At 73.0% G+C, this 24,086-nt stretch carries 19 protein-coding genes and 2 pseudogenes; 4 read left to right on the top strand and 17 right to left on the bottom strand.

Annotation, left to right across the window (positions count from 1 at the left end):
• The first annotated feature begins 672 nt into the window (after window positions 1-672).
• Together L1885_RS06475 and L1885_RS06470 are read left to right on the top strand one after the other, a co-directional pair.
• Window positions 673-3,975: a GH92 family glycosyl hydrolase gene (locus L1885_RS06475; protein ID WP_235796010.1), complete on the top strand. Its 3,303-nt coding sequence runs from the start codon at window positions 673-675 to the stop codon at window positions 3,973-3,975.
• 187 nt (window positions 3,976-4,162) lie between these two features.
• Window positions 4,163-4,654: a potassium channel family protein gene (locus tag L1885_RS06470; protein WP_235796009.1), complete on the top strand. Its 492-nt coding sequence runs from the start codon at window positions 4,163-4,165 to the stop codon at window positions 4,652-4,654.
• 254 nt (window positions 4,655-4,908) lie between these two features.
• On the opposite strand, the gene L1885_RS06465 is transcribed toward L1885_RS06470, so the two are convergent.
• Window positions 4,909-6,408 carry an alkaline phosphatase family protein gene (locus L1885_RS06465; protein ID WP_235796008.1) on the bottom strand — a complete coding sequence of 500 codons (1,500 nt, stop codon included), beginning with the start codon at window positions 6,406-6,408 and terminating at the stop codon, window positions 4,909-4,911.
• Between the two features lie 346 nt (window positions 6,409-6,754).
• Between L1885_RS06465 and L1885_RS06460 the strand changes: the two genes are divergently transcribed.
• Window positions 6,755-7,780 carry a ketopantoate reductase family protein gene (locus tag L1885_RS06460; protein ID WP_235796007.1) on the top strand — a complete coding sequence of 342 codons (1,026 nt, stop codon included), beginning with the start codon at window positions 6,755-6,757 and terminating at the stop codon, window positions 7,778-7,780.
• 157 nt (window positions 7,781-7,937) lie between these two features.
• Here L1885_RS06460 and L1885_RS06455 read toward each other — a convergent pair whose 3' ends face one another.
• The 14 genes from L1885_RS06455 to L1885_RS06395 all read right to left on the bottom strand — a co-directional run bounded on the left by L1885_RS06455 (window position 7,938) and on the right by L1885_RS06395 (window position 21,789).
• Window positions 7,938-8,765, bottom strand: coding sequence for a sirohydrochlorin chelatase (locus L1885_RS06455; protein ID WP_235796006.1), 828 nt, complete (start codon window positions 8,763-8,765; stop codon window positions 7,938-7,940).
• 8 nt (window positions 8,766-8,773) lie between these two features.
• The gene (locus tag L1885_RS06450) at window positions 8,774-9,688 is read right to left on the bottom strand and encodes an ABC transporter permease (protein ID WP_235796005.1); all 915 of its coding nucleotides are present in this window, start codon (window positions 9,686-9,688) and stop codon (window positions 8,774-8,776) included.
• A complete protein-coding gene (locus L1885_RS06445) occupies window positions 9,675-10,463 on the bottom strand; it encodes an ABC transporter ATP-binding protein (RefSeq protein WP_235796004.1) in 789 nt (262 codons plus the stop codon). The genes L1885_RS06450 and L1885_RS06445 overlap by 14 nt, the downstream gene beginning before the upstream one ends.
• Window positions 10,464-10,551: 88 nt before the next feature.
• A complete protein-coding gene (locus L1885_RS06440) occupies window positions 10,552-11,682 on the bottom strand; it encodes an aliphatic sulfonate ABC transporter substrate-binding protein (protein WP_235796003.1) in 1,131 nt (376 codons plus the stop codon).
• A gap of 235 nt (window positions 11,683-11,917) precedes the next feature.
• The gene (locus L1885_RS06435) at window positions 11,918-13,255 is read right to left on the bottom strand and encodes a sulfate adenylyltransferase subunit 1 (RefSeq protein WP_235796002.1); all 1,338 of its coding nucleotides are present in this window, start codon (window positions 13,253-13,255) and stop codon (window positions 11,918-11,920) included.
• A 2-nt stretch (window positions 13,256-13,257) separates the two neighbouring features.
• Complete coding sequence (gene cysD / locus L1885_RS06430; protein ID WP_235796001.1) at window positions 13,258-14,196, bottom strand: sulfate adenylyltransferase subunit CysD; 939 nt, start codon at window positions 14,194-14,196, stop codon at window positions 13,258-13,260.
• Window positions 14,193-14,738: an adenylyl-sulfate kinase gene (gene cysC / locus L1885_RS06425; protein WP_235796011.1), complete on the bottom strand. Its 546-nt coding sequence runs from the start codon at window positions 14,736-14,738 to the stop codon at window positions 14,193-14,195. The genes cysD and cysC overlap by 4 nt, the downstream gene beginning before the upstream one ends.
• 101 nt (window positions 14,739-14,839) lie before the next feature.
• Entirely contained in the window at window positions 14,840-15,541 is a 702-nt protein-coding gene (locus tag L1885_RS06420; protein ID WP_235796000.1) for a phosphoadenylyl-sulfate reductase, read from the bottom strand.
• Window positions 15,538-15,714 carry a hypothetical protein gene (locus tag L1885_RS06415; protein ID WP_235795999.1) on the bottom strand — a complete coding sequence of 59 codons (177 nt, stop codon included), beginning with the start codon at window positions 15,712-15,714 and terminating at the stop codon, window positions 15,538-15,540. The genes L1885_RS06420 and L1885_RS06415 overlap by 4 nt, the downstream gene beginning before the upstream one ends.
• 67 nt (window positions 15,715-15,781) lie before the next feature.
• Window positions 15,782-17,479 (bottom strand): nitrite/sulfite reductase, encoded by a 1,698-nt coding sequence (locus L1885_RS06410; protein WP_235795998.1) that lies wholly within the window; start codon window positions 17,477-17,479, stop codon window positions 15,782-15,784.
• A gap of 118 nt (window positions 17,480-17,597) precedes the next feature.
• Entirely contained in the window at window positions 17,598-17,681 is an 84-nt protein-coding gene (locus L1885_RS29370) for a putative leader peptide (RefSeq protein WP_329460053.1), read from the bottom strand.
• Window positions 17,682-17,773: 92 nt separating this feature from the next.
• Window positions 17,774-18,361 (bottom strand): GNAT family N-acetyltransferase, encoded by a 588-nt coding sequence (locus tag L1885_RS06405; RefSeq protein ID WP_235795997.1) that lies wholly within the window; start codon window positions 18,359-18,361, stop codon window positions 17,774-17,776.
• Complete coding sequence (locus L1885_RS06400; RefSeq protein WP_235795996.1) at window positions 18,358-19,653, bottom strand: helix-turn-helix domain-containing protein; 1,296 nt, start codon at window positions 19,651-19,653, stop codon at window positions 18,358-18,360. Before L1885_RS06400 ends, L1885_RS06405 begins: the two co-directional genes overlap by 4 nt.
• Window positions 19,654-20,130: 477 nt before the next feature.
• A complete protein-coding gene (locus L1885_RS06395; protein ID WP_235795995.1) occupies window positions 20,131-21,789 on the bottom strand; it encodes an acyl-CoA dehydrogenase family protein in 1,659 nt (552 codons plus the stop codon).
• 17 nt (window positions 21,790-21,806) lie between these two features.
• Between L1885_RS06395 and L1885_RS06390 the strand changes: the two genes are divergently transcribed.
• Window positions 21,807-22,976, top strand: a complete 1,170-nt coding sequence (locus L1885_RS06390; RefSeq protein WP_235795994.1) for a YihY/virulence factor BrkB family protein — start codon at window positions 21,807-21,809, stop codon at window positions 22,974-22,976.
• Between the two features lie 61 nt (window positions 22,977-23,037).
• Here the strand turns inward: L1885_RS06390 and L1885_RS06385 are convergent.
• Together L1885_RS06385 and L1885_RS06380 are read right to left on the bottom strand one after the other, a co-directional pair.
• A pseudogene (locus L1885_RS06385) lies at window positions 23,038-23,523 on the bottom strand (roadblock/LC7 domain-containing protein); the annotation flags it as partial.
• Window positions 23,520-24,086 (bottom strand): annotated as a pseudogene (locus L1885_RS06380) (hypothetical protein); the annotation flags it as partial. The pseudogenes L1885_RS06385 and L1885_RS06380, both read right to left, overlap by 4 nt.

The raw sequence follows: 24,086 nt of genomic DNA, 5'->3' as shown, positions 1-24,086 counted from the left end.
CGCGCACCGACACGCCGGCGGTGCCGCCCCGGCGGCGCCACCGCGGCGGCGGGGCCGGCCGCCGGCGGCAACGAGTGAACGGGGCACCGGAGCAACGAGGCCCCGGCGCATCGGGCATCGGGCATCGGGGTGGTGGAGCCCGGCGGTCCGGTCCGGGACCCGCCCGGCCCGAGCCCTGCCCGGTTCGTGACCCGCCCAGCCCGAGACCCGTCAGGACCACGACCCGCCCGGCCCGAGCCCTGCCCACTCCGGGACCTGCCCGGCCCGTTGCCTGCCCGGTCCATGACCTCCCCGACCGCGGGCCCTCCCGCGGCCCTCGGTGACGACCCGGCAGCGCGCCTTCTCCGCGCCCGTCGGCGGCCCGGTGCCCGGGCGCCCGCGCGGGTCGCGCGCATCCCCCGAAGGTCCCGCCGAGAAACTCGTGTTGATGGCGTTGACACGCAATCACCATCCGCGTTTCACTCATGCCTCGTGCGGAGTGGCAACGTTGTCAGACTATCGGACGACGGCATTGCCACCCCTTTACCGGACGGTGGTTTTCTCCTGGGGGAGCCCGCCCGTCCCGGCACGTCCTGTGCGTAGCACGACCGCTGCGGAGGCAATCGAATGGGCAACAGCAGCCCCTCATCTTCCACTTCCCCTCATGTCGGCAGATCCCGCAAACGCCTGGCCATGGCCGCCGTCCTCGGCCTGGCCGTCCTGCCCCTGCAGGCGCTGACCTCCAGCGCCTCGGCGGCCACGCCCCACCTGGTCACGGACCCGGCGTCCCTGGTCAACCCGCTCGTCGGGACCTCGGGCGCGGTGGACGACTTCCCCGGGCCCGACATGCCGTTCGGCATGATGCAGTGGGGCCCCGACACCACCCCCGACCGGCCCTCGGGCGGCGGCTACGAGTACAACGACAACAAGCTCTCCGGCTTCAGCCTGACCCACGTCTCGGGTCCCGGCTGCGGAGTCGCGGGCGACCTGCCCCTCCTGCCGACCACCGGCGCGCTCTCCGGCAACCTGGGCAACACGTCGGTCCAGTTCGCCCACAGCGACGAGAAGGCCGGGATCGGCTACTACGGCGTCACCGACGCCAACGGCGTCAAGACCGAGCTGACCGACACCACGAGGGCCGGGCTCGGCACGTTCACCTTCCCCGCGGGCAAGCAGTCGAACCTGCTGCTCAAGCTCAGCGGTGGCGCCACCCAGGTCGACGGCACCCGGGTGCAGGTGGTGAACAAGAAGGAGATCAGCGGCTCGATCGACAGCGGCCACTTCTGCGGCGCGGGCAACCGCTACACGCTGCACTTCGACATCAAGTTCAACCACCCCTTCAGCACCAGCGGCACCTGGGTCGGCTCGACGATCAACAAGAACGCGACCGCCCTGAAGCAGGGCCGGGCCGCGCAGAGCCTCCAGCAGCACCCGGAGACCGCGCAGCGGGAGAAGAACTTCACGGTGCCCGCCGCGCCCTCCCCGTCCGTGCACACGGCCGCGCAGGGCGCCAAGGCCGGCGCCTCCGCCGCGACGAAGAACGCCAAGGCCGCCCAGCCGCCGACGTCCGGCGCGAACGGGATGTACCTGACGTTCGACACCTCCGCGGACCCGTCGGTCACGGCCGCCGTCGGCATCTCGTACACGAGCGACGCGAACGCCGCCTCGAACCTCTCGACCGAGGTCAAGGGCTTCGACTTCGACGGGATGCGGCAGGCCAACCACGACGCGTGGAACGACGTCCTCGGCCGGATGGCCGTCGGCGGCGGCAGCACGGACCAGCAGACGCAGTTCTACACGGCGCTCTACCACTCGCTGCTGCACCCGAACGTCTTCTCCGACGACAACGGCCAGTACATGGGCATGGACAACCAGGTCCACACCCTGGCGAAGGGCCAGAAGGCCCAGTACGCCAACTACTCGGCCTGGGACACCTACCGCTCGCAGACCCAGCTGATGGCGATCGTCGACCCGAAGGCCACCAGCGACATCGTCACGTCGATGCTCAACGGCTACGACCAGACGGGCCTGCTGCCCAAGTGGGCCTCGAACAACGGTGAGAGCTACGTCATGGTCGGCGACCCGGCGGCGAGCATCATCGCCGACGCGTACGCCTTCGGGGCCCGCGGCTTCGACACCGCGCACGCGCTCTCCGCGATGCAGCACGAGGCGACGGTCCCGAACAACGACCGCCCCGGCGAGTCGGTGCGCGACGCCAAGGGCTACCTCCCGCTCGACGAGAACGACTACGGCTGCTGCAACTTCTACGGCCCGGTCTCCACGCAGCTGGAGTACGACAGCGCCGACTACGCGCTCGCGTCGTTCGCCAAGTCGCTCGGCAAGACCGCCGTCTACAAGAAGTTCGCCACGCGCGCCCAGGACTGGATGAACGTCTTCAACCCGCAGACGGGCTACATCCAGGGCCGCAACCAGGACGGCCAGTTCGCCGGCGGCTTCACCCCCGGCACGTCCAACGGCTTCGTGGAGGGCACCTCCGCCCAGTACACGCCGATGGTGCCGTTCAACCTGCAGCAGCTCGTCCAGGCCCGCGGCGGGAAGAAGGCGTACTCCTCCTACCTCGACAGCCTGCTGGACAACATCACCGACCCGGGCAGCACCGACGCCAACCTCAGCAACGAGCCCAGCGTCGAGATCCCCTGGGAGTACGACTACCTGGCGCAGCCCTGGAAGACGCAGGCCGCGGTCCGCGAGGCGCAGCAGAAGCTGTACTTCAACGCCCCGGTCGGCTCGTTCGGCAACGACGACCTCGGGGCGATGAGCTCCTGGTACGTCTGGTCCTCGCTCGGCATGTACCCGGAGACCCCGGGCACCGACACGCTGGCCCTCGGCAGCCCGGTCTTCCCGGTCGCCCAGGTGACCTTCGCGAACGGCAAGAAGCTCGCCATCAACGCCCCGAAGGCCGCGCCCAAGGCGCCCTACGTCCAGGCGCTGGACGTCAAGGGCGAGGAGTGGAAGCAGTCCTGGCTGACCTTCGGCCAGATGAAGAAGGCCGGCACGATGGACTGGGCGCTCGGCACCACGCCCAACAAGTCCTGGGCCTCCGCGGCGGACTCCGTCCCGCCGTCGGACACCACGGGCGGCGGCAAGGTCCTCGCCGCGACGGGCCCGGCCAGCGGCCTGATCCTGGCGCCCGGCGCGTCCGGTGACAGCACGCTGAACCTGACCAACCTCGGCGCGAAGGCCGCCACCGTCGACTGGAAGGCGACCGCGCCGGCCGGCGTGACGCTCTCCGCGGCGTCCGGCTCGCTCACGGTGCCCGCCTCGGGCAGCGCGAAGGCCGACCTGAAGGTCACCGCGCCCACCGGCGAGGGCGAGTACTCCGTCACGTTCGCGCTCACCGACCACGCGACCGGGGCGAGTGTCGGCACAGCGGCGCTGCGCGTCGCCGTCGCCCAGCCGGGCGAGCTGTGGCCCTACTCCACCAACGAGGGCATCTACCCCGACGGCGCGAGCTACAACGGCGGCTTCGACGGCGGCGGCTGGGCGTACTCGCAGAACGCGCTCCAGGCCGCGGGCGCCACCAGCGGAGCGAAGGTCAGCTCCGACGGCATCGACTACACCTTCCCGACGGTGAAGTCCGGCCAGCCGGACAACATCGAGATGGCGGGGCAGACGATCCCGATGGTCCCGGGCTCCACCGGCGCGAAGCTGGGCCTGCTCGGCTCCGCGACCAACGCCCCCACGGACGGCAGCGGCGTCACCGGCACGCTGACCGTCACCTACACCGACGGCACGACGGCCAAGGCCCCGGTCACGTTCTCCGACTGGACGCTGGGCGCGGGCGGCTCGAAGCCCGTGGCCTCGAACACCGAGGCCGTCACGACGAACTACCGCGACACCGGCAGCGGCGGCCGGGACAACGTGAAGGCGTACGTCTTCTCGACCACGGTGCCGCTGGACGCGTCGAAGCAGGTCGCGTCGGTGACCCTGCCGGACTCGGGGGCGCACGTCTTCGCCTTCGGCTTCGGCAAGTGAACAGGGCGGCCGCCGCCGGGCCGATCGGGCGCTGAGAGCGCCGGGCGCGGCGGCGGCCGCCGCAGGGGCCGGGTCTCCGGGGGGTGTTTCCCCCGGGGGTCCGGCCCCGTCGCGCGTCGTGCGGTGCGCGGCGGCCCGCGCGGGTAGCTTCGACGGTCCGTCACGGCCCGCCCCGGAGAGGTGCCGCATGCAGCCGTCCTTCCTCGCCGTCCTGATCCGCTGGATGTCGGCGTCCCGCCGCAAGGGCACGCACGTGCGTGCCTCGCTGTGGGCCCTCGCCGTCACGCTGGCGGTGGTCCTGGTCGGGTCCTGGCTGGTCGTGCCCGCGGAGCACGGCGCGCCGCAGGCGACGATCACGTCCTATCCGAGGGCGCTGTGGTGGTCCCTGGAGACGGCCACGACCGTCGGGTACGGCGACATGTACCCGGTGACGCTCTGGGGCCGGATCATCGCGTGCGTGGTGATGCTGGTCGGCATCTCGCTGTTCGGCATCCTCACCGCGGCGCTCGCCACCTGGTTCGTGGGAGGCGCCGCGAAGGACCTGCGCAAGGCGGGGGAGGCGCTTCGCCACCTGGGGCACGACGGGCGCGTGGAGGCGTCGGCCGACGTCGAGGCGCTGCACCGGCGCTTCGACCGGCTGGAGCAGCTGGTCAAGGAGGGACGCGGTCCCCGCGGCTGACGGGGTGCCCCGCTCCGGGGCCTCCCGCACGGCCCTGCCCACTTGCTGTCGCCATGATGCACTTGCGCATCATGTGCAATAAGCTGGAGGCAGCCCGGCGCACCTTCCCGTGATCGTCTTCTCGGTGCCGTGTGCGGGCGGCAGGACGGGCGGCCCCCGCGAGGACGTGACTCGCGGGGGCCGTGCGGTTCTCCGGCGGGCAGCCGGCCGAGCCGCCCCGATCCGGTGGGGCGGGGGAAGTCCCGCCGTTCGCGTCAGGACACGTGCGGACGCGTACCGGGCTCCTGACGCGGCATGCTCTGCGTCGCGGGCGGCGTGACCGGCTTCGGCAGCTGGCCGACCTCGTACTGCGCCAGGTTGTACCGGCCGTTGGTGTCGGGCAGCGCCGGGAACCTCCGCGTCGTGTCGCCGAAGCGGAAGGCGGAGGTCAGGTCGCCGACCTTGCGCCGCCGCCACTGGCTGATGTTGGGCTCGCGCACGCCGGTGATCTTCTCCAGGAGCCGCAGCTGCGAGGTGTGGTCCGCCACCTCGGAACTCACCCAGCCGCCCACCGTCCACGGCGAGACGATGACGCACGGCACCCGGAACCCGAGGCCGACCGGCAGGCCGCCGCCCGCCACCCCGGTCGGGGACGTCCTGGTGACGATCTCGTCGGGGGTGCCGGCCGGCGGGGTCGGCGGGACGACGTGGTCGAACAGGCCGTCGTTCTCGTCGTAGGAGAGGATGAAGGCGGTCTTCGCCCACACGTCGGGGTTCGACGCGATCGCGTCCACGATGCTCGCCACGAACTGGGCCCCCGCGGCAGGGAGGTTGGCCGGGTGCTCGTCCAGGCCGCCGGGCGGGAACATCCAGCTGACGGTCGGCAGCCGGTCGTTCGCGGCGTCGTACTGGAACTGGCCCAGCGGCGAGGTCGCCACGGTCTGCCGGTAGAGCTGGGAGTCGGGCGACAGCGCCATGTACTGCGCCATGTGGTGGATCTGGTCGGTGCCCGTTCCGTCCGCGTTCGAGTGGTAGAACTTGAAGCTCACCCCGGCCTGGAGCAGGCGCTCCGGGTAGGTCGTCCAGGAGTACGTGCCGGGCTTGGCGCCGTTGTCGAGCGCGGGACCGCCGTGCAGGCCGTTCGGGTCGATGGTGCCGCTCATCCACATGTAGCGGTTCGGGTGGGTCGGGCCCATCACCGAGCAGTGGTAGTTGTCGAGCACGGTGAAGTTCTCGGCGAGGGCGTACTGGAAGGGGATGTCCTCGCGCGTGTAGTACCCCATCGTGTAGGGGCCGTTGGTGTTGCCGTCGGCGGCTCGGTGGGCCGGCAGCCAGTTGTCCATCCGGCCGCCGTTCCACGCGGCGTGCTGCACGTCCCACGCGTGGGAGGTCGACGGGATCGCCTGCGCCGACGTCGTCCGCGTCTCCAGGTGGAACGGCAGCATGTAGCCCTGGGTGCCGGTGGGGTCCGGCTGCTTGAAGACCGGGTCGCCGTTGGGCAGCGTCGCGGCCTTCTTGTCGCCGAAGCCGCGCACGCCCGAGAGCGTGCCGAAGTAGTGGTCGAAGGAGCGGTTCTCCTGCATCAGCAGCACGACGTGCTTGATGTCCGAGAGCTTGCCGCCCTTGGCGGCGCCGGCGGCGACCGCCTTGCGCACGTTGCCCGGAAGGGCGGCGTCCACGGCGGCGAGCGCGCCGACGGTCGCCGCCGAACCGAGGAGTCTGCGGCGGGTCAGGCGGTTTCGGGGGGTGGGGGTCTCCGCAGTTTCGTCGTTCATGTCCGGAGTTCCTTTCAACTCGGCGATGAGCCGACTTCTGGGACGCGGAAAGACTCCTCGCGCACGGTGCCTCGGAGGCCGTGCGCCGGGTGGCCGGGACGGGAACACCTGCCGAAGAGATCCGTGGCACTTCCAACAATTCGGCACGTGAAACCGGGAGTTGGCCGGGGCCTCGGCTCGCGGCCACCTGCGCGCGCCGGCCGCCGGCGCCCGGCCCGGCCGCCGTGCCGGGCACCGACCGCCTCGCCGCGCCCGCCGCGCCCTGGCAGGATGGCCGTCACCGGGGCCGCGGGGTTCCGGCCCGCTCAGCGGCACGGCGAGAAGGCGGAAGGCGGCAGGGACCGGCATGCGGTACATCATCATCGGGGCGGGCGCGGTCGGCGGCAGCATCGGCGGACGCCTGGCCGAGGCCGGCACGGACGTCGTCCTGGTCGCACGCGGCGCCCACTACGAGGCGCTGCGGGACCACGGCCTGACGTTCACGACGCCCGACGGGACGCACACGCGGCGCATCCCCGTCGTCGACCGGCCCGAGGACGTGGAACTCGGTCCGGACGACGTTCTGCTCCTCGCCGTGAAGACGCAGGACAGCCTGGCCGCACTGACCGCCTGGAGCCGCAGGCCGGTGCGCGGCGGCGGCACCGCGGGCGAGCGGCTCCCCCTCGTGTGCGCGCAGAACGGCGTGGAGAGCGAGCGCCTCGCCCTGCGCCGCTTCCGGCACGTCTACGCGATGTGCGTGTGGCTGCCCTCGAGCCACGTCGAACCGGGCGCGGTGCTGGCGCCGAGCGCCCCGTTCACGGGCATCCTGCACCTCGGCCGCTACCCGTCGGGCACGGACGAGACCGCACGTGCCGTCGGCGGGGACCTGGAGAAGGCGCGGCTGCTCGCCCCGGTCGTGCCGGACGCGATGCGCTGGAAGTACGCGAAGCTGCTGTCGAACCTGGCCAACGCGATCGAGGCGGTCTCCGGACTCACGGAGGAGGACGCCCGGGTCGTCCACCGCCGGGCCCTCGCCGAGGGCTGGGCGGTACTGGCCGCCGCCGGGGCCGACTGCGCCACGCAGGAGGAGCAGGACGAGGCGCGGTCGCTGATCCACTTCGACGCCGCCACCGGCGCCGCACGCGGCGGGGGCTCCTCGTGGCAGTCGCTCGCCCGGGGCGCGGGCACCATCGAGACGGACTACCTGAACGGCGAGATCGTGCTGCTCGGCCGGATGCACGGCGTGGCCACCCCGGTCAACGAGACGCTGCAGCTGCTCGCGGACACCTTCGCCGCCGAGCGGCGCCCGGCCGCCTCGCTGCCCGCGTCGCAGCTGCGGGCGCGCGTCGAGGAGGCCGTGGCGGCCGGCCAGGCCGGGACGGGCCCCGCCTGAGCCTGAGCCGGGGCCCGGGCTTCCCCGGGCGCCGGTCGCGGCACCCGGCGAACGGGACCCCGCGGGCCGGGCACGGCGCGGGACGGGGCCTGCCCCCGTACGGGGGCGCCGGGACTGCGGTACCGGGAGGGCGGGCCGGGGCGACCCGCCCCCGGAGTCAGGCCGAGCGCGGGGCCGGGATGCGGGCAGCGGCGAACGGGACCCCGGGGAAGGCGCCCTCGGCGAGCGCGTCCGCGACGAAGGACCGCGCGCACTCCTCGTACCGTTCGAGCAGCAGCCCCGCCACCTCGGGCGCCGGGCCGAGCACGTCCGCGAGGACGTCCGCGCCCGCCGCGCCCGCGACGATCCGGTCCGGCAGCCGCCCGGGCGCGATCACGTACGGCGCGACGGCGACCCGCTCGGCGCCCTCGGACCGCAGCTGCCGCACCACGTCCTCGGTGCGGGGCAGGGAGGCGGAGGCGAACGCGGGCCGCACGGCGCACCAACCGGTGCCCCGCCACTCCCGCGCGATGTCTGCGATCACCGCGCTCGCCTCCGGGTCGGTGGAGCCCGCCGACGCGAGGACCACCCCGGTCGACGGGCGGTCGGCCTGCGTCAGCCCGGCCTCGCCGAGGCGCCGGTCCAGCGCCCGCAGCAGCAGCGGCGAGGGACCGAGCACCGCCGCCTGCCGGATGCGCAGCAGCGGATGGCGCGCCGCGGCCTCCCCCAGCACGGCCGGGATGTCCGACTTCGCGTGGAACGCGCGGGTCAGCAGCAGCGGCAGTGCCACCACCTGGCGCCGCACCCCCCGCTCGCGGGCCTCCAGGGCGAGCCTGTCCAGCAGCCGCGGCACCGACGGGGCGTTGAAGTCGAGGAATCCGGTCTCCACGCGCAGCTCGGGACGCAGCGATCGCACGCGCTCCGCGAGCGCCTGTACGGTCGCGGCGTGCCGCGGGTCGCGGCTGCCGTGGGCGATGACGAGCAGGACGGGACGTGCCTGGTACATGGGCGTGATCAACTCTTGGTGACGAGGCCGCGGCTGCGGAGCACCCACCGCTCCAGAGGACTGAAGAACAGCAGGTCCACCGCGATCCCGACGATCAGGATCAGGAAGATCGCCAGAAAGACCATCGACATGCTGCTGTTCGTGCGGCCGTTCTCCAGCAGCTGGCCGAGGCCGATGCCGAGGTCGGGTGAGGACGCGATGATCTCCGCCGCCATCAGCGAACGCCAGGAGAACGCCCACCCCTGCTTCAAGCCTGCCAGATAACCCGGCAGAGCGGCGGGCATCACGACGTGCCAGGTGCCGCGCAGCCCGGTGGCGCCCAGCGTCCGCCCCGCCCGCAGGTACAGCGGCGGGACCTGGTCCACACCGGAGACGAGTCCGTTGGCGATCGAGGGGACCGCGCCCAGCAGGATCACCGCGTACATCATCCGGTCGTTCAGCCCGAGCCAGATGACGGCGGGCGGCACCCACGCCACCGACGGCAGCGACTGCAGACCCGACAGGATCGGGCCGATCGCCGCCCGCACCGGCCTGACCCGCGCGACCACCAGGCCCAGCGGGGTGCCGATGACCAGCGCCAGCAGGAATCCGAGCAGGCCCCGCTCGACGCTCGTCCAGATGTAGCCGAGCAGCGTGCCCTGCTCCCACGCGTCGGTGACCTCGCCCCACACGGCGCCGGGGGAGGGCAGCTTGTAGCCGGGGGCGACGTGCGCCAGCACCAGCAGCTCCCACACCACCAGGACGAGCACCACGGCCGTGACCGGCGGCAGCACCTTGTCGATCAGTGTGCGCCGCAGCGGCACCCGTGCGGGGCCCGCGCTCTCCAGCGCGTCCAGGCCCGCTTCGAGGCCCGCGAGGTCGCCCGGCGCCTCGGCGGCGCCGGTGCCCGCCGCGGCGGGCCGTGTCGTGTCAGTGCCGGCCATGGCGGCGGATCTCCCCACGGAGTTGTTCGGTGATCTCCAAGGACAGGGCGGCGACGCCGGGGTCCTCGATACGGCGCGGCTGCGGGATGTCGACCTGCCACTCGCGGGCCACGCGGCCGGGGCGCGAGGACAGCAGCACGACGCGCTGCGCGAGCCGCACCGCCTCGCGCACGTTGTGCGTGACGAACAGGATCGACACGTCGGTCTCCCGCCAGATCCGGGTCAGCTCGTCGTGCAGCACGTCCCGGGTGATGGCGTCGAGCGCGGCGAACGGCTCGTCCATGAGGAGCAGCCTGCTGTCCTGCGCGAGCGCCCGCGCCAGGGCGACGCGCTGGCGCATGCCGCCGGACAGCTCGTGGACGCGCTTGCCGTACGCACCGCCCAGCCGGACCAGTTCCAGCAGCCGCTCGGCCTCGCCCCTTCGCTCGGGCCGGGGGACACCGCGCAGCCTGAGGGCCAGCTCGATGTTCTTGCCGGCCGTCAGCCAGGGGAAGAGGGCGTGCTCCTGGAACATGAGGGCCGGCCGGCCCCCGGTGCTGATGGTGCCCGCCGAGGGCTCGTCGAGCCCCGCGACGAGCCCCAGCAGCGTCGACTTGCCACAGCCCGACGCCCCCAGGAGGGTGACGAACTCGCCCGGGGCGACGTCGAGCGTGATGTCGTCCAGCACGAGCTGCCGGCCGGCGGCCGTGCCGAATGCCTTCGAGACGTGGTCGATCCGGGCGGCGTGCTCCACCGCCGGGGTCTCGTCGGCGGCCTTGACGAGCGAGGACGCCATGGTCGTCACCTCCTGGGAGCGGTCGTGGCGTTGCGGAAGGGGAACGGGACACCGTGCGCGGGCACGGGACATGCGGGGTGCGAGCGGGCTACTTCACGCCGAGGCCGGCGTCGGAGACGGCCGGCCGGCCCTCCGCGGCGAGCACCTTGTTGAGCGGGCCGAGGTCGTAGATGCCCTTGAGGTCGGGCTTCTTCAGCAGCCCCGCGCCGACCGCGTGGTCCGCCTCGGCCTGCAGTGTCGCCGCCAGCGGGTCGTCCGTGATGCGGATCGAGGGCCACGCCGAGTCCAGCACCTCGGGCTTGAGGGCCTTGCCCGACAGGGACTTGAGGGCGTCGTTGGCGGAGGCCTTCGCCGCGTCGGGGTTCGCGTTGATCCACTTGTTGGTGTCGACGGAGCCCTTGAGCACCGCCTCGACCACGTCGGGGTGCGCCTTGAGGAACGTCTGCGACACGACGATGTTGGTGATGACGAACTTCTTGTCCGGCCACAGGTCGGACTCGTCGATCAGCGTCTTCCCGCCCTCGGCGAGCAGCTGCGAGGCGGTCGGCTCCGGCACCCACGCGCCGTCTATCTGCCCGGTCTTGAAGGCGTCCACGGTCACACTGTTGTCCTCGCGGACCACCGACACGGCGCCCTTGCCGGACTGCGCGTCGACCTTGAGGTGCTTCGTCCTGAGCCAGTTCAGGAACGCGACGTCCTGGGTGTTGCCGAGCTGCGGCGTCGCTATCTTCCTGCCCTTGAGGCCGGCCTGCGAGGTGATCTTCTTCGGGTTGACGACCAGCTTGACGCCGCCCGAGGCCGAACCGCCGATGATGCGCAGGCTCTTGCCGCCGGACTGGGTGTAGGCGTTGATGGCGGGGGAGGGCCCGATGAAGCCGATGTCGATGCTGCCCGCGTTGATCGCCTCGACCTCGGAGGGTCCCGCGTTGAAGGTGGTCTTCTTCAACTGCGTGCCGCCCAGGTCCTTCTGGAAGATGCCGCGCTGGACACCGACGAGGGCCGTGGCATGCGTGAGGTTCGGGAAGTAGCCGATCCTGACCTGGTCGGCGGAGAGCTTCTTCGCGCCCGCGGCGGGCGCGGCCGACGCGTCGCCGCTCTTGTCGACCTTGGAGCCGTAGCCGCAGGACGCGAGCAGCAGGGCCGTCAGGGGGAGGGCCGCGGCGACGGCGAAGCGGCGGCGCGCGGCGGCGGTCGTGGAGGTGCTGGAGGTCGTGGACATCGGGAGGCTGGTCCTCTCGGTGATCCGGAACGCGCGCCCCGCTTCTTACGGGGGAGCGGCCGGTACGTCGGCGGATGGAGGGCATTGCTGTGCGGGGGCGTGGGCGCGCGGGCAGTGCGCGTACGTCATCGCACACATCGCGTCACACCGCCGGTTCCGGCACCGAGCGCACCGCTGCCGACCCGGCCGCCCTCCTTCGCGAACGTCCCGTAGACGTCCCGTGCCGCCCCGGTCATCAGAAGTCCCAGCTCCCGTCGTCCCCGGCGGCGGCGGAGGCCTCCGCGGCCCTCTCGGCGAAGGCGGAGCCCGCCATGCCGGCCGTCAGCGTCGTGCCGTCCGACGGGTCGATCAGCAGGAACGAGCCGGTACGGCGCGAGTCGGCGTACGCGTCCAGCGCGAGCGGCTCGGCCGTGCGCACGACGACCCGGCCGATGTCGTTCGCCTCCAGCCGCCCCGGTGCGGTGTGCTGCGAGAGGTCCGCGAGGGTCAGCCGGGAGGGGATGTCCTTCACGATGGCCTTCACCGTGCGCGTGGTGTGCTTCAGCAGCACGCGCTGGCCCACCGTCAGCGGCCGGTCGGCGACGTGGCACACCGTCGCCACCACGTCCCGGGTGGGGGCGGGCGCGTCGGCGCTCGGCGCGATCAGGTCGCCGCGCGAGACGTCGATGTCGTCGGCCAGCCGTACCGTCACCGACTGCGGTGCCCACGCCACCGACACGCTCTCGCCGAGCGCGTCGATGCCCTCGATCACCGAGGCGCGGCCGGAGGGCAGCACGGTCACGGCGTCGCCCACGCGCAGCACACCGGAGGCGATCTGGCCCGCGTAGCCCCGGTAGTCGGGGTGCTCGGCCGACTGCGGCCGGATCACGTACTGCACGGGGAAGCGGGCCGGGCAGTCCGCCAGGTCGTGGCTGACCGGCACGGTCTCCAGGTGTTCGAGCACGGTGGGCCCGCCGTACCAGTCCATGTGGGCCGACGGCTCCACGACGTTGTCGCCGACGAGCGCGGAGATCGGGACCGCCGTCACCTCGGGCACGCCCAGCGACTCGGCGTACGCGGTGAACTCGGCCGCGATCCGCGCGAAGACGGGCTCCGCGTAGTCGACCAGGTCCATCTTGTTCACGGCGAGCACCACGTGCGGCACGCGCAGCAGTGCGGCGACCGCGGCGTGCCTGCGGGTCTGCTCCACCACGCCGTTGCGCGCGTCGACCAGTACGACGGCCAGCTCCGCGGTCGACGCGCCCGTCACCATGTTGCGGGTGTACTGCACGTGGCCCGGTGTGTCCGCGAGGATGAACCGCCGCCTGGCGGTGGCGAAGTAGCGGTAGGCGACGTCGATGGTGATGCCCTGCTCGCGCTCGGCCCTGAGGCCGTCGGTGAGCAGGGCCAGGTCCGGCGCCTCCTTCCCGCGGCTGCGGGAGGCGTGCTCGACGGCCTCCAGCTGGTCGGTCAGCACCGACTTCGAGTCGTGCAGCAGGCGGCCCACCAGTGTGGACTTGCCGTCGTCGACGGAGCCCGCGGTGGCGAAGCGCAGCAGTGTGGTCGCGGACAGCTGCTCGGTGGCGGTGGTCATGGCTAGAAGTACCCCTCGCGCTTGCGGTCTTCCATGGCCGCCTCGGACAGCTTGTCGTCGGCGCGGGTCGCGCCCCGCTCGGTGAGCCGGGCGGTGGCGATCTCGGCGATCACGGCGTCCATCGTGGCGGCGTCCGAGTCGACGGCACCGGTGCAGGACATGTCGCCGACCGTGCGGTAGCGCACCAGGCGCTTCTCCACCTGCTCGCCGTCCTTGGGACCGCCCCAGCCGCCCGCCGTCAGCCACATGCCGCCGCGCAGGAACACCTCACGCTCGTGGGCGAAGTAGATCTCCGGCAGCGCGATGCGCTCGCGGGCGATGTACTGCCACACGTCGAGCTCGGTCCAGTTGGACAGCGGGAACACCCGCACGTGCTCGCCCGGCGCGTGCCGGCCGTTGTAGAGCTGCCACAGCTCCGGGCGCTGGCGCCGCGGGTCCCACTGCGAGAACTCGTCGCGGAGCGAGAACACCCGCTCCTTCGCACGGGCCTTCTCCTCGTCGCGCCGCCCGCCGCCGAACACCGCGTCGAAGCGCTCCGACTGGATGCGCTCGGTCAGCGGCACCGTCTGCAGCGGATTGCGGGTGCCGTCGGGGCGCTCGCGCAGGGTGCCCGCGTCGATGTACTCCTGGACGGACGCGACGTGCAGCCGCAGCCCGTGCTCGGCGACCACCCGGTCGCGGAACGCCAGCACCTCGGGGAAGTTGTGCCCGGTGTCGACGTGCAGCAGTGCGAACGGCACCGGCGCCGGCGTGAACGCCTTCAGCGCCAGGTGCAGCATGACGATGGAGTCCTTGCCGCCGGAGAAGAGGATCACCGGCCGCTCGAACTCGCCCGCCACCTCGCGGAAGATGTGCACCGCCTCGGACTCCAGTGCGTCCAGGTGGCTGAGTGCGTACGGCGCGTCGGTGCCCTCGTCGGCGCCTCGTACGGTGGTGGTCACGCGAGACCCCTTTCGGTGAGCAGCGCGTGCAGCGCCGCCGCTGACTGCTGCACGGTCTGGGTGTGGGACGCGATGCGCAGATCGGGCGCGGCCGGCGCCTCGTAGGGGTCGTCGACTCCCGTGAGCCCCGATATCTCGCCCGCCGCCTGCTTCGCGTACAGGCCCTTGACGTCCCGTACGGAACACACCTCGACGGGCGTCGCGACATGCACCTCGACGTATGCGGTGCCCTCGGCGTCGTGCCGCTTGCGCACCGCCTCGCGGCTGTCCGCGTACGGCGCGATGACCGGCACGAGCGCCTTCACGCCCTGGGATGCGAGGAGTTCGGCCACGAAGCCGATGCGCTGGACGTTGGTGTGGCGGTCCGCACGGCTGAAGCCGAGGCCCGCGGACAGGAATTCGCGGATCTCGTCGCCGTCCAGCACCTCGACGCGGTGCCCCTCGGCGGCGAGTCGCCCGGCAAGCTCCCTCGCGATGGTGGTCTTGCCCGCGCTGGGCAGGCCCGTGAGCCAGATCGTGGCGCCCTGGTCCGTCACGCTCAACTGGGTCTCCTGGTGCTGGTCGGTGTCGTCGGTGCCGCGGCCCGGAGCGCCGTCGCCCCGGTGGCGGCCGCCCACGTGCGGGCCGCCGGTTCGCTGCGCGGTCATCCGTGGATGCCGCATTCCGTCTTGCCGAGTCCCGACCAGCGCCCCGCGCGGGCGTCCTCGCCCTCCAGCAGCCGCCGTGTGCAGGGCGCGCAGCCGACGGAGCCGTAGCCGTCCATGAGCAGCGGATTGGTCAGGACCCCGTGCTCGGCCACGTACTGTTCCACGTCTTCCTGTGTCCACCGCGCGATCGGGGAGACCTTCACCTTCCGCCGCTTCTCGTCGAAGCCGACGACGGGTGTCGCGGCGCGGGTCGGGGACTCGTCGCGCCGCAGGCCGGTGGCCCAGGCGTCGTAGCCCGCGAGGCCCGCGTCGAGCGGGGCGACCTTGCGCAGCGCGCAGCACCGGTCGGGATCGCGGTCGTGCAGCCGGGGCCCGTACTCGGCGTCCTGCTCGGCGACGCTCTGCCGCGGCGTGAGTGTGATCACGTTCACGTCCATCACGGCCGCGACGGCGTCGCGGGTGCCGATCGTCTCCGGGAAGTGGTAGCCGGTGTCCAGGAACACCACGTCCACGCCGGGCATCGCGCGCGACGCCAGGTGGGCGAGGACGGCGTCCTCCATGGACGACGTCACGCAGAAGCGCTCCCCGAACGTGGCGGCGGCCCAGGCGAGGATGTCCTCGGCGGGCGCCTCCTCCAGGTCGCGGCCCGCCTGCTCGGCGAGGTCCCGAAGCCGGTCGGTGCCGGTCGCGGTCGTCATGTCTCGTCCCCTCCGTGACTCGTCGGGTGTCCGTGGGCGAGGAGCCCGAGGAACGCCAGCCGGAACGCGCGGTTGCACGCGTGGCACTCCCACGTCCCGTGGCCCTCCCCGCTCGGGCGCAGGTCCTCGTCGCCGCAGTAGGGGCAGTAGAAGGGCGCGGCGCGTTCGCTCATGACAGCACCCCCCGCGGCCGGCCCCCGGAATGCCACGCGCTCATGCCCGTGGGCACCGCGGCGGCGCTCACGACAGCGCCTCCTCGTCCGCGCGCGCGGCCCAGGCGGCGAAGCGCTCGCCCTCCTCGCGCTCCTTGCGGAACCGGTTCAGGACGCGCTCGACGTAGTCGGGCAGCTCGTCGGCGGTGACCTTCAGGCCGCGCACCTTGCGGCCGAAGCCCGGCTCGAGGCCGAGCGCGCCGCCCAGGTGCACCTGGTAGCCCTCGACCTGGTTGCCTTCGCCGTCCAGGACCAGCTGTCCCTTCAGGCCGATGTCCGCGACCTGGATGCGGGCGCAGGCGTTGGGGCAGCCGTTCAGGTTGATGCTGATCGGTTCGTCGAAGTCCGGGAGCCTGCGCTCCAGTTCGTCGATGAGGTCGGCTCCGCGCTGCTTCGTCTCGACGATCGCCAGCTTGCAGAACTCGATGCCGGTGCAGGCCAGCACGCCGCGCCGGAAGGCGGAGGGGCGGGCGTGCAGGTCCAGCGCCGCGAGGCCCTCGACCAGCGACTCGACCCGGTCCTCGGGCACGTCGAGGACGAGCATCTTCTGCTCGACGGTCGTGCGCAGCCGGTCCGAGCCGTGCGCGGCGGCCAGATCGGCGACCTTCGTCAGGGTCGCGCCGTCGACGCGGCCCACGCGCGGGGCGAAGCCCACGTAGTACCGGCCGTCCTTCTGCCGGTGCACGCCGAGGTGGTCGCGCCAGCGCGAGGGGGGCTCGGCGGGTGGCGGCCCGTCGACCAGCGCGCGCTTCAGGTACTCCTCCTGGAGCACGCGGCGGAACTCCTCGGGCCCCCAGTCCGCGACGAGGAACTTCAGCCGGGCGCGGGTGCGCAGCCGGCGGTAGCCGTAGTCGCGGAAGATGCCGACGACGCCCGCCCACACCTCGGGGACCTCGGCGAGAGGCACCCACGCGCCCAGGCGCACGCCGATCTTCGGGTTGGTGGACAGGCCGCCGCCGACCCACAGGTCGAAGCCGGGGCCGTGCTCCGGGTGCTCCACGCCGACGAACGCGATGTCGTTGATCTCGTGCACGACATCGAGGACCGGCGATCCGGAGATCGCCGTCTTGAACTTGCGCGGAAGGTTCGAGAACTCCTTGGAGCCGATGTACTTCTCGCTGATCTCCTCGATGGCGGAGGTGCCGTCGAGGATCTCGTCCACGGCGACGCCGGCGACCGGCGAGCCGATGATCACGCGCGGCACGTCGCCGCAGGCCTCGGTCGTGGAGAGCCCGACGCCTTCGAGGCGGCGCCAGATCTCCGGCACGTTCTCGATGTCGATCCAGTGCAGCTGGATGTTCTGCCGGTCGGTGATGTCGGCGGTGCCCCGGGCGAACTCCTCGGAGATGCCGCCGATGACGCGCAGCTGCTCGGTCGTCAGGCGGCCCCCGTCGATCCGCACCCGCATCATGAAGTAGCGGTCGTCCAGCTCCTCGGGCTCCAGGATCGCCGTCTTGCCGCCGTCGATCCCGGGCTTGCGCTGGGTGTAGAGCCCCCACCAGCGCATCCGCCCGCGCAGGTCCGCGGGGTCGATCGAGTCGAACCCGGCACGGGCGTAGATCGTCTCAATACGTGTCCGCACATTGAGACCGTCGTCGTCCTTCTTGCTCTGCTCGTTGGCGTTGAGCGGAGTGAAGTGACCCTTGGCCCACTGGCCCTCGCCGCGGTGGCGGCTCACCTTGCGGCGTGGACGTGCGGGAACAGGCTTTTCCGGCGTGGCGGCCATGGCGAATACGTCCTTCGGGACTGCTGGAGGGCGGCTCACAGCCGCACACGTGCGCGAGGGCGCAACGGTGCGCGGCTGGGGACAGGCGTGAAGCTCGGAACGGGGGGTGCTGGGACTCTCAGCTCGCCGAACACATGGCGCTGGACATGCGGCCGAGATCGACGTGTCGCCGACTCACCAGGGCAATACCAGCACGAGACATGGACAGAGCGTGTCACGGCGCGATCGGGCGAGTCCACCATTATCCACAATGTGGACAGAATGATCTCGTTCAGTGAGACGGTGTGGTATCCGTCACGACTCGGTCCCGGGTATTGCCACGGCGCCCGGCCAGGGTCCCGGAGCCGCCGCCTCGGGTTCCTGCGCGGTCTCCGTGCCGAACAGGGCGAACCCGCGCCGCAGGTAGTTGTCCATCGCGTGCGGCCCGTCCTTCGAGCAGGTGTGGAGCCACACGGTCCGCGTCGGGGACACGCCCGGCCACCGCCCGGCCAGGTCCCACGCCCGGCGCGCCGCGCACGTCAGCAGGTGGCCCCCGATGCCCCGGCCCCGGAAGGCGGGCAGCAGCCCGAAGTACACGATCTCCACCGTGCCGTCGCCGTCCGCGGCGAGCTCCGCGTACCCGGCCGGGGTGCCGTCCTCGTACGCCACCCACGTCTCCACGCCCGGCGCGGAGACGAGCGCGCGCCACTCCTCGTAGCCGAGCCCCAGGCGGTCGGTCCACCGCACGTCCCCGCCGACCGCCGTGTACAGGAAGCGGCTGAACTCCGGGGAGGGCACCTCGGCGCGCACGACCCGCACCCCGGCGCCGGGCTCGGCGGCCGGCCGCAGGTCGGCGGGGGACGTCTGGCGCAGGGACCAGGTGGTCACGGTGATCGTGCTCATGGCGCAAGACAATCACGCCGCGCCCCGGCCACGGCGGGCGCCTGCGACAGGGGCAGCAGGTCCGCCGGGTTCGCGGGCGCCACCACCTCGACCTCGACCTCCTCGCGGAAGCGGTACGGCCGGTGGTCGAGCACGCCCGACAGCTGCCTGCGCACGCGCGACATCTCAGCCCGCACGGTCACCGCGCGCGTCGGGTCGCCGAAGACGTCCGCGGCGAGCTGCGCCGCGCTGCGGCCCGAGCGGTGCACGGCCAGCACGTACAGCAGCTCCGCGTGGCGCGGGGTCAGCTCCTGGCGCCAGCTGCCCGCGGGCCCCGAGACGAGCAGCGAGGGACGCCCCGGCCCGCTCACGTCCAGGACCGCCCGGCCCGCGGCGGGCCGTCCGTCCGGCTCCCCGCCCTCCACCCGCACCAGCCAGCCGCCCGGCAGCGGCTCCACCGTGCACATGCCCAGCGTCGCGTGCCACGTCCGCCCGGCGCCGAACGACTTCGGCAGCACGATCCGGTCCACCGGCGCGATGCCGGTCACCGCCGCCGTCCAGCCGTGCGGATCCACCACGAGCGCGCGGCCCCGCATCCGGTACAGCAGCGGCGCGGCCACCGAGCGCAGCCGTTCCACCGACTGCCGGTGCCGCTCCCGCAGCTCCGACTCGGCGAGCCGCGCCACCGACGTCACCAGGGGCAGGGCCGAGGGGTGGAAGCCGCGCGCGGGGCCCGACACGTCGATCGTGCCCAGCAGCCGCCCGTCCCGGGGGTCGCGCACGGGCGCCGCCGCGCACGTCCACTCGCCCAGCGCCCCCACGTAGTGCTCGGCCGCGTGCACGCGCACCGGCCGCCCCTCGGCCAGGGCCGTGCCGATCGCGTTGGTGCCCGTGGCGTGCTCGGCCCACACCGCGCCGTCCACCAGCCGGATCCCCTCCGCCCTGCGCATCACCGACGCGTCGCCGGAGCGCCACAGCACCGCGCCCTCCTCGTCGGTGACCGCGACCATCTGGGACGACGTGTCCGCGAGGTCCGTCAGCGCCTCCGCGACGGTCGGCATCGCCCGGCCGAGCGCCGTCGAGCGCCTGCGGTGCTCCAGCTCCGCCCGCTCCACCGCGACCGCCTCTCCCTGCCGGTCGGGCCGCACCGCGAGCCGGGTCATCCGCTCCCACGAGGCGCCTATCTCGGGGCGCGGGGACACGGGCGGCCGCTCTCCGGCGAGCATCGCGTCCCGTACGTGCCGCAGCAGCCGGGCGGCCCGCCCGCCGTCCCGCGCGGCGAGGCGGACCAGGTCGACCGGGACGTCCTCCATCGCTACTCCTTGCCTGGTGCCCCCGCCCAAGGAGCGGACGGAAGCGTTCCGCGGCGGGGCCGTGCGGCCCTCGTGCTCGGTGCCGTGACGTTTTCGCGCTGCAACGCTCTGCAACCCTGGCGTACTCCTGCTCCTGTGTAAGAGAGTGAGAACAAGCCAGGGGTGGTGCCGTGTCGGCGCGGCACCACCCCTGGCTTTCGCGTGCCCGGACGCCGGCGCGGCGAAGCCCCGTGGCGCGCGTCGCCGCAGGTGGCGGCAGAGCGCACCGGACCGCGCCGTACGCGACGCGCCTTGGCCCCGGCGCCTCCTGACGCACCGCCAGGAACCCTCCTGGACGGCCCTGCGCGGCGTTCTGACGCACCGACGGACGAGCAGGGACCGGCCGGCCCCCGCGCAACCCCGGGCGCCCGGCCCGCGGCAGCCGGAGAGGTCGCGGCGCGTGCCGTCCGCGCGGCGGTCACCGGCCCGCCCCGCGGCTCAGTCAGTGACCACCCGCGCCCGCTCCACGACCGGCGCCAGGTCGAGGCCCGCCGGCAGCGTCCCGAAGGCCGCGCCCCAGTCCCCGCCGAGCCGCGACGCGCAGAACGCGTCCGCCACCTCCGGCGGGGCGAACCGGACCAGCAGCGACCCCTGAAGCACCAGGGCCATGCGCTCCACCAGGCGCCGGGCCCGGCCCTCGATGCCCTCCAGGTCGCCGAGTTCGCTCAGCATCACCTTGACCGCCGCGTCCAGCCGGTGGTCGGCGCCGCGCGCCTGCCCGAGCTCGGCCAGGAACGCGTTCAGCGCCTCCGGCTCGCGCTGCACCGCGCGCAGCACGTCGAGCGCCTGCACGTTGCCCGAGCCCTCCCAGATCGAGTTCAGCGGCGACTCGCGCAGCAGCCGGGGCATGCCGGACTCCTCGACGTAGCCGTTGCCGCCCAGGCACTCCAGGGCCTCCGCGGCCAGCGGCGTGCACCGCTTCGTCACCCAGTACTTGGCCACCGGCACCGCCAGCCGCAGGAACGCCCGCTCCCGCTTCGACACCTCCGGCACGCCCGTCCCGGACGCGTCGTAGGCCGCCGCGAGCCGCATCGCGAGCGTCGTGGCCGCCTCCGACTCCAGCGCGAGATCGGCCAGAACGTTGCGCATCAGCGGCTTGTCGATCAGCTCGCCGCCGAACGCCCGCCGGTGCGCCGCGTGGTGGACGGCCTGCGCCACCGCCTGCCGCATCACGGCCGCCGCGCCCAGCACGCAGTCCAGGCGGGTCGCCGCGACCATCTCGATGATGGTGCGCACCCCCCGGCCCTCCTCGCCGACCCGGCGCGCCCAGGTGTCCTCGAACTCCACCTCCGCGGACGCGTTGGACCGGTTGCCGAGCTTGTCCTTCAGGCGCTGGACGCGGAAGACGTTGCGCGTCCCGTCCGGCAGGACCCGCTGCACCAGGAAGCAGGTCAGCCCGCCGGGCGCCTGCGCGAGCACGAGGAAGCCGTCGCTCATCGGCGCCGAGCAGAACCACTTGTGGCCCGTCAGGAGGTACTCTCCCGCCGCGTCCAGCGGAAGCGCCCGCGTGGTGTTCGCCCGTACGTCGCTGCCGCCCTGCTTCTCCGTCATGCCCATGCCGAACAACGCGCCCGGCTTGCTGCCCGGGAGCGCGAGCCCTGGCTCGTACGCGTGCGAGGTCAGCCGCGGCTCCCACTCCGCCGCGAGCGCGGGCTCGGCGCGCAGCGCGGGCACCGCCGCGTGCGTCATCGAGACGGGGCAGCCGTGCCCCGCCTCCACCTGCGACCACACGAGGAAGCCCGCGGCGCGCCGCACGTGGCCCTCGGGCCTGCCCCAGGCGTCGGTGAGCCCGGCGGAGACCGCGTGCCCGAGGAGCCGGTGGTACGCCGGGTGGAACTCGACCTCGTCGATCCGGTTGCCGTAGCGGTCGTGCGTACGCAGCCGCGGGGGGTTCTCGTTCGCGTCCGTGCCCCACCGCAGGGCCTGCGCGGAGCCCGCGGAGAGGCCGAGCGTGGTGAGCTCCCCGCGCACCTCCTCCAGGAGCCCGGGGGCGAGGTGCCGGTCCACCGCTTCGGTCAGGGCGCGGTCCGCGCCGAACACGTCGTACCCCACCAGGAGCGGAACCTGGTTGGTCACTGTGTGGGTGCTGGGTGCCATACGGATACGGTAAGTAGGTGCAGGCAGCAAAAGAAACACCCGAGCCGCCGTCCGGGCGGTTGCGTCGGGCCCGTGTGCTCTACCGCAATGTCTCGAAGCGGAAGATGGCCTGGCATCTCCTCAAGGACACGGTCAACTCCTGTATGGAGTACCGGATCCTCGGGCTGGCGGCGGAAGCGGCGTTCTGGACGCTGCTGTCGCTGCCGCCGCTGTTGCTGGCCCTCATCGGCCTGCTCGGCTACGTCGACGCGTGGACCGACACCCACACGGTGGCGTCGATCGACAAGAACATCCTGACGGCGGTCGGGACCGTGCTCTCCGACCGGGGCGTCAACCAGATCGCCAAGCCGCTGCTGAAGGACGTCACGGAGGGCGGACGGCCCGACATCGTCTCGATCGGCTTCGCGATCTCCCTGTGGTCGGGCTCCCGGGCGGTGAACGTCTTCGTCGACACCATCACCGTCATGTACGGCCTCGACGGCAGGCGCGGCATCGTCGCCACCCGCATGCTGTCGTTCCTGCTCTACCTCGCGGGGCTGGTGATCGGCGCGATCGTGCTGCCGCTCGCCGTGGTCGGCCCCGACCGGCTGGTGTCGCTGCTGCCGTGGGGGACCGAGGTCGTCAGCGTCCTGTACTGGCCGATCGTGATCGTCCTGTCGATCGCCTTCCTGACGACGCTCTACCACGTGTCCGTGCCGGTCAGGGCGCCGTGGATCGAGGACGTGCCCGGTGCGCTGATCGCGCTCGCCATGTGGATCCTCGGCAGCTTCCTGCTGCGGATCTACGTGACCAGCCAGATCGAGGGGCCCACGATCTACGGCTCGCTGGCCGCTCCCATCGCGGTGCTCCTGTGGATAGGCGTGTCCGCCTTCGCCGTCCTCGTGGGCGCCGCCGTCAACGCGGCCGTCGACCGCGTCTGGCCCTCCCTGGCCACGGCGGCGGCCCGCGCCTCGAACGAGCGGCTGCGCTCGGCGCAGTCGGCGGAGCTGATCGCGCGCGCGGCGGCCGCCTCGGCCCGGGCGCAGGACGCGAGCGACCCCGACATGCCCTCGGAGTTCCCGGAGCGCTGGTCGCGCTTCCTGCCGCCGGACGACCTCAAGAGCCGGCTGCGGGCCCAGGACAAGGACAAGGACCGGGACCGCGACCGGGACCGCGACCGCTGGGACCACGGCGACTACAACGGCTGACGGAGCCGGTGGGGGCGCCCCCGGCTCCGCTCCCGGGGCCGGGGGCGTCGGCGCCCGTGGCTCCGCCCTCCAACGACCGGCGCAGCTCGCCGCGCAGCTCGGGGGTGAGGACGTGCCCGGCGCGGCCCACGAACAGCGCCATGTGGTAGGCGACCACGCTCATGTCGCAGTCCGGCGTCGCGTGCACGCCGAGCAGCGAACCGTCGCTGATCGCCATCACGAACAGGCTGCCGTCCTCCATCGCGACCATGGTCTGCTTGACCGGGCCGCCCTCCATGAGCCGCGCGGCGCCGATGGTCAGGCTCCCGATGCCGGAGACGACGGTCGCGAGGTCGGCGCTCGATCCTCGCGGGCCCTCCGGGCGCCCGGCGGCCGCGGGTTCGGCGGCCGCCTCGGACTGTTCGGGGTCGGAGGAGAGCAGGAGGAGCCCGTCGGACGACACGACGGCGACGGACCGCACGCCGGGCACCTCCTCCACGAGGTTGTTCAGCAACCAGTGCAGGTTGCGGGCCTCGCTGCTCAGTCCGAATGTGCCGGTCGCAGTCAACTGCGTGCCTCCTCGACTGTCTCCCCCGCCGCTTCCGTGTGCTGCTGTGTCGTGCGGTGCTGCGACGCGTACGCCTGGTCATGGCGCTTGACGCCGTACGGATCTCCGAACGGCCCCGCGTAGGGCGCGTCCTGGCGGGGCGGGTCCGCCTCGGGCCGGCCGAGGGTGCCCGGCCCGTCCGGGGCGGGCGCCTGCTGTCCCTGGGTCTGCCCGCCCCCGGCCCGGCGGATCTCCTCCTCCGCCTCGTGCCGTCCCGCCTTGGCGCCCTGGTGGAAGCCGCCGAGTCTGCGGCGCAGTTCCTCGGGGTCCACGCCGCGCTTGCGCACGACCGGGGCGCCTGCGGTCCTCACGGGTTTGGGCACCCGCTTGGGCAGTTCCCGTGAGGGGGCGCGCTGCGGGCCCGGCAGGCGCATGGTGAAGGTGTCCTGGTCGAGGCCACCGCCGTCGCCGGCGGCGCGCTCGTGGGAGTCCGGACCGATGGCGTACGGGTCCGCCGCCGCGGGCGGTCGCGTGGCGCCGGGCACGCGCGCGCCGGGGATCCGGGGCCGGGCCGTGGCGGCCGG

Origin of the sequence: Streptomyces fuscigenes (assembly GCF_021556455.1) — a bacterium.
GTDB classification, from domain to species: Bacteria; Actinomycetota; Actinomycetes; order Streptomycetales; family Streptomycetaceae; genus Streptomyces; species Streptomyces fuscigenes.
Note: the sequence above shows the minus strand (reverse complement) of the source record. Positions and strands in the feature narration are given on the sequence as shown.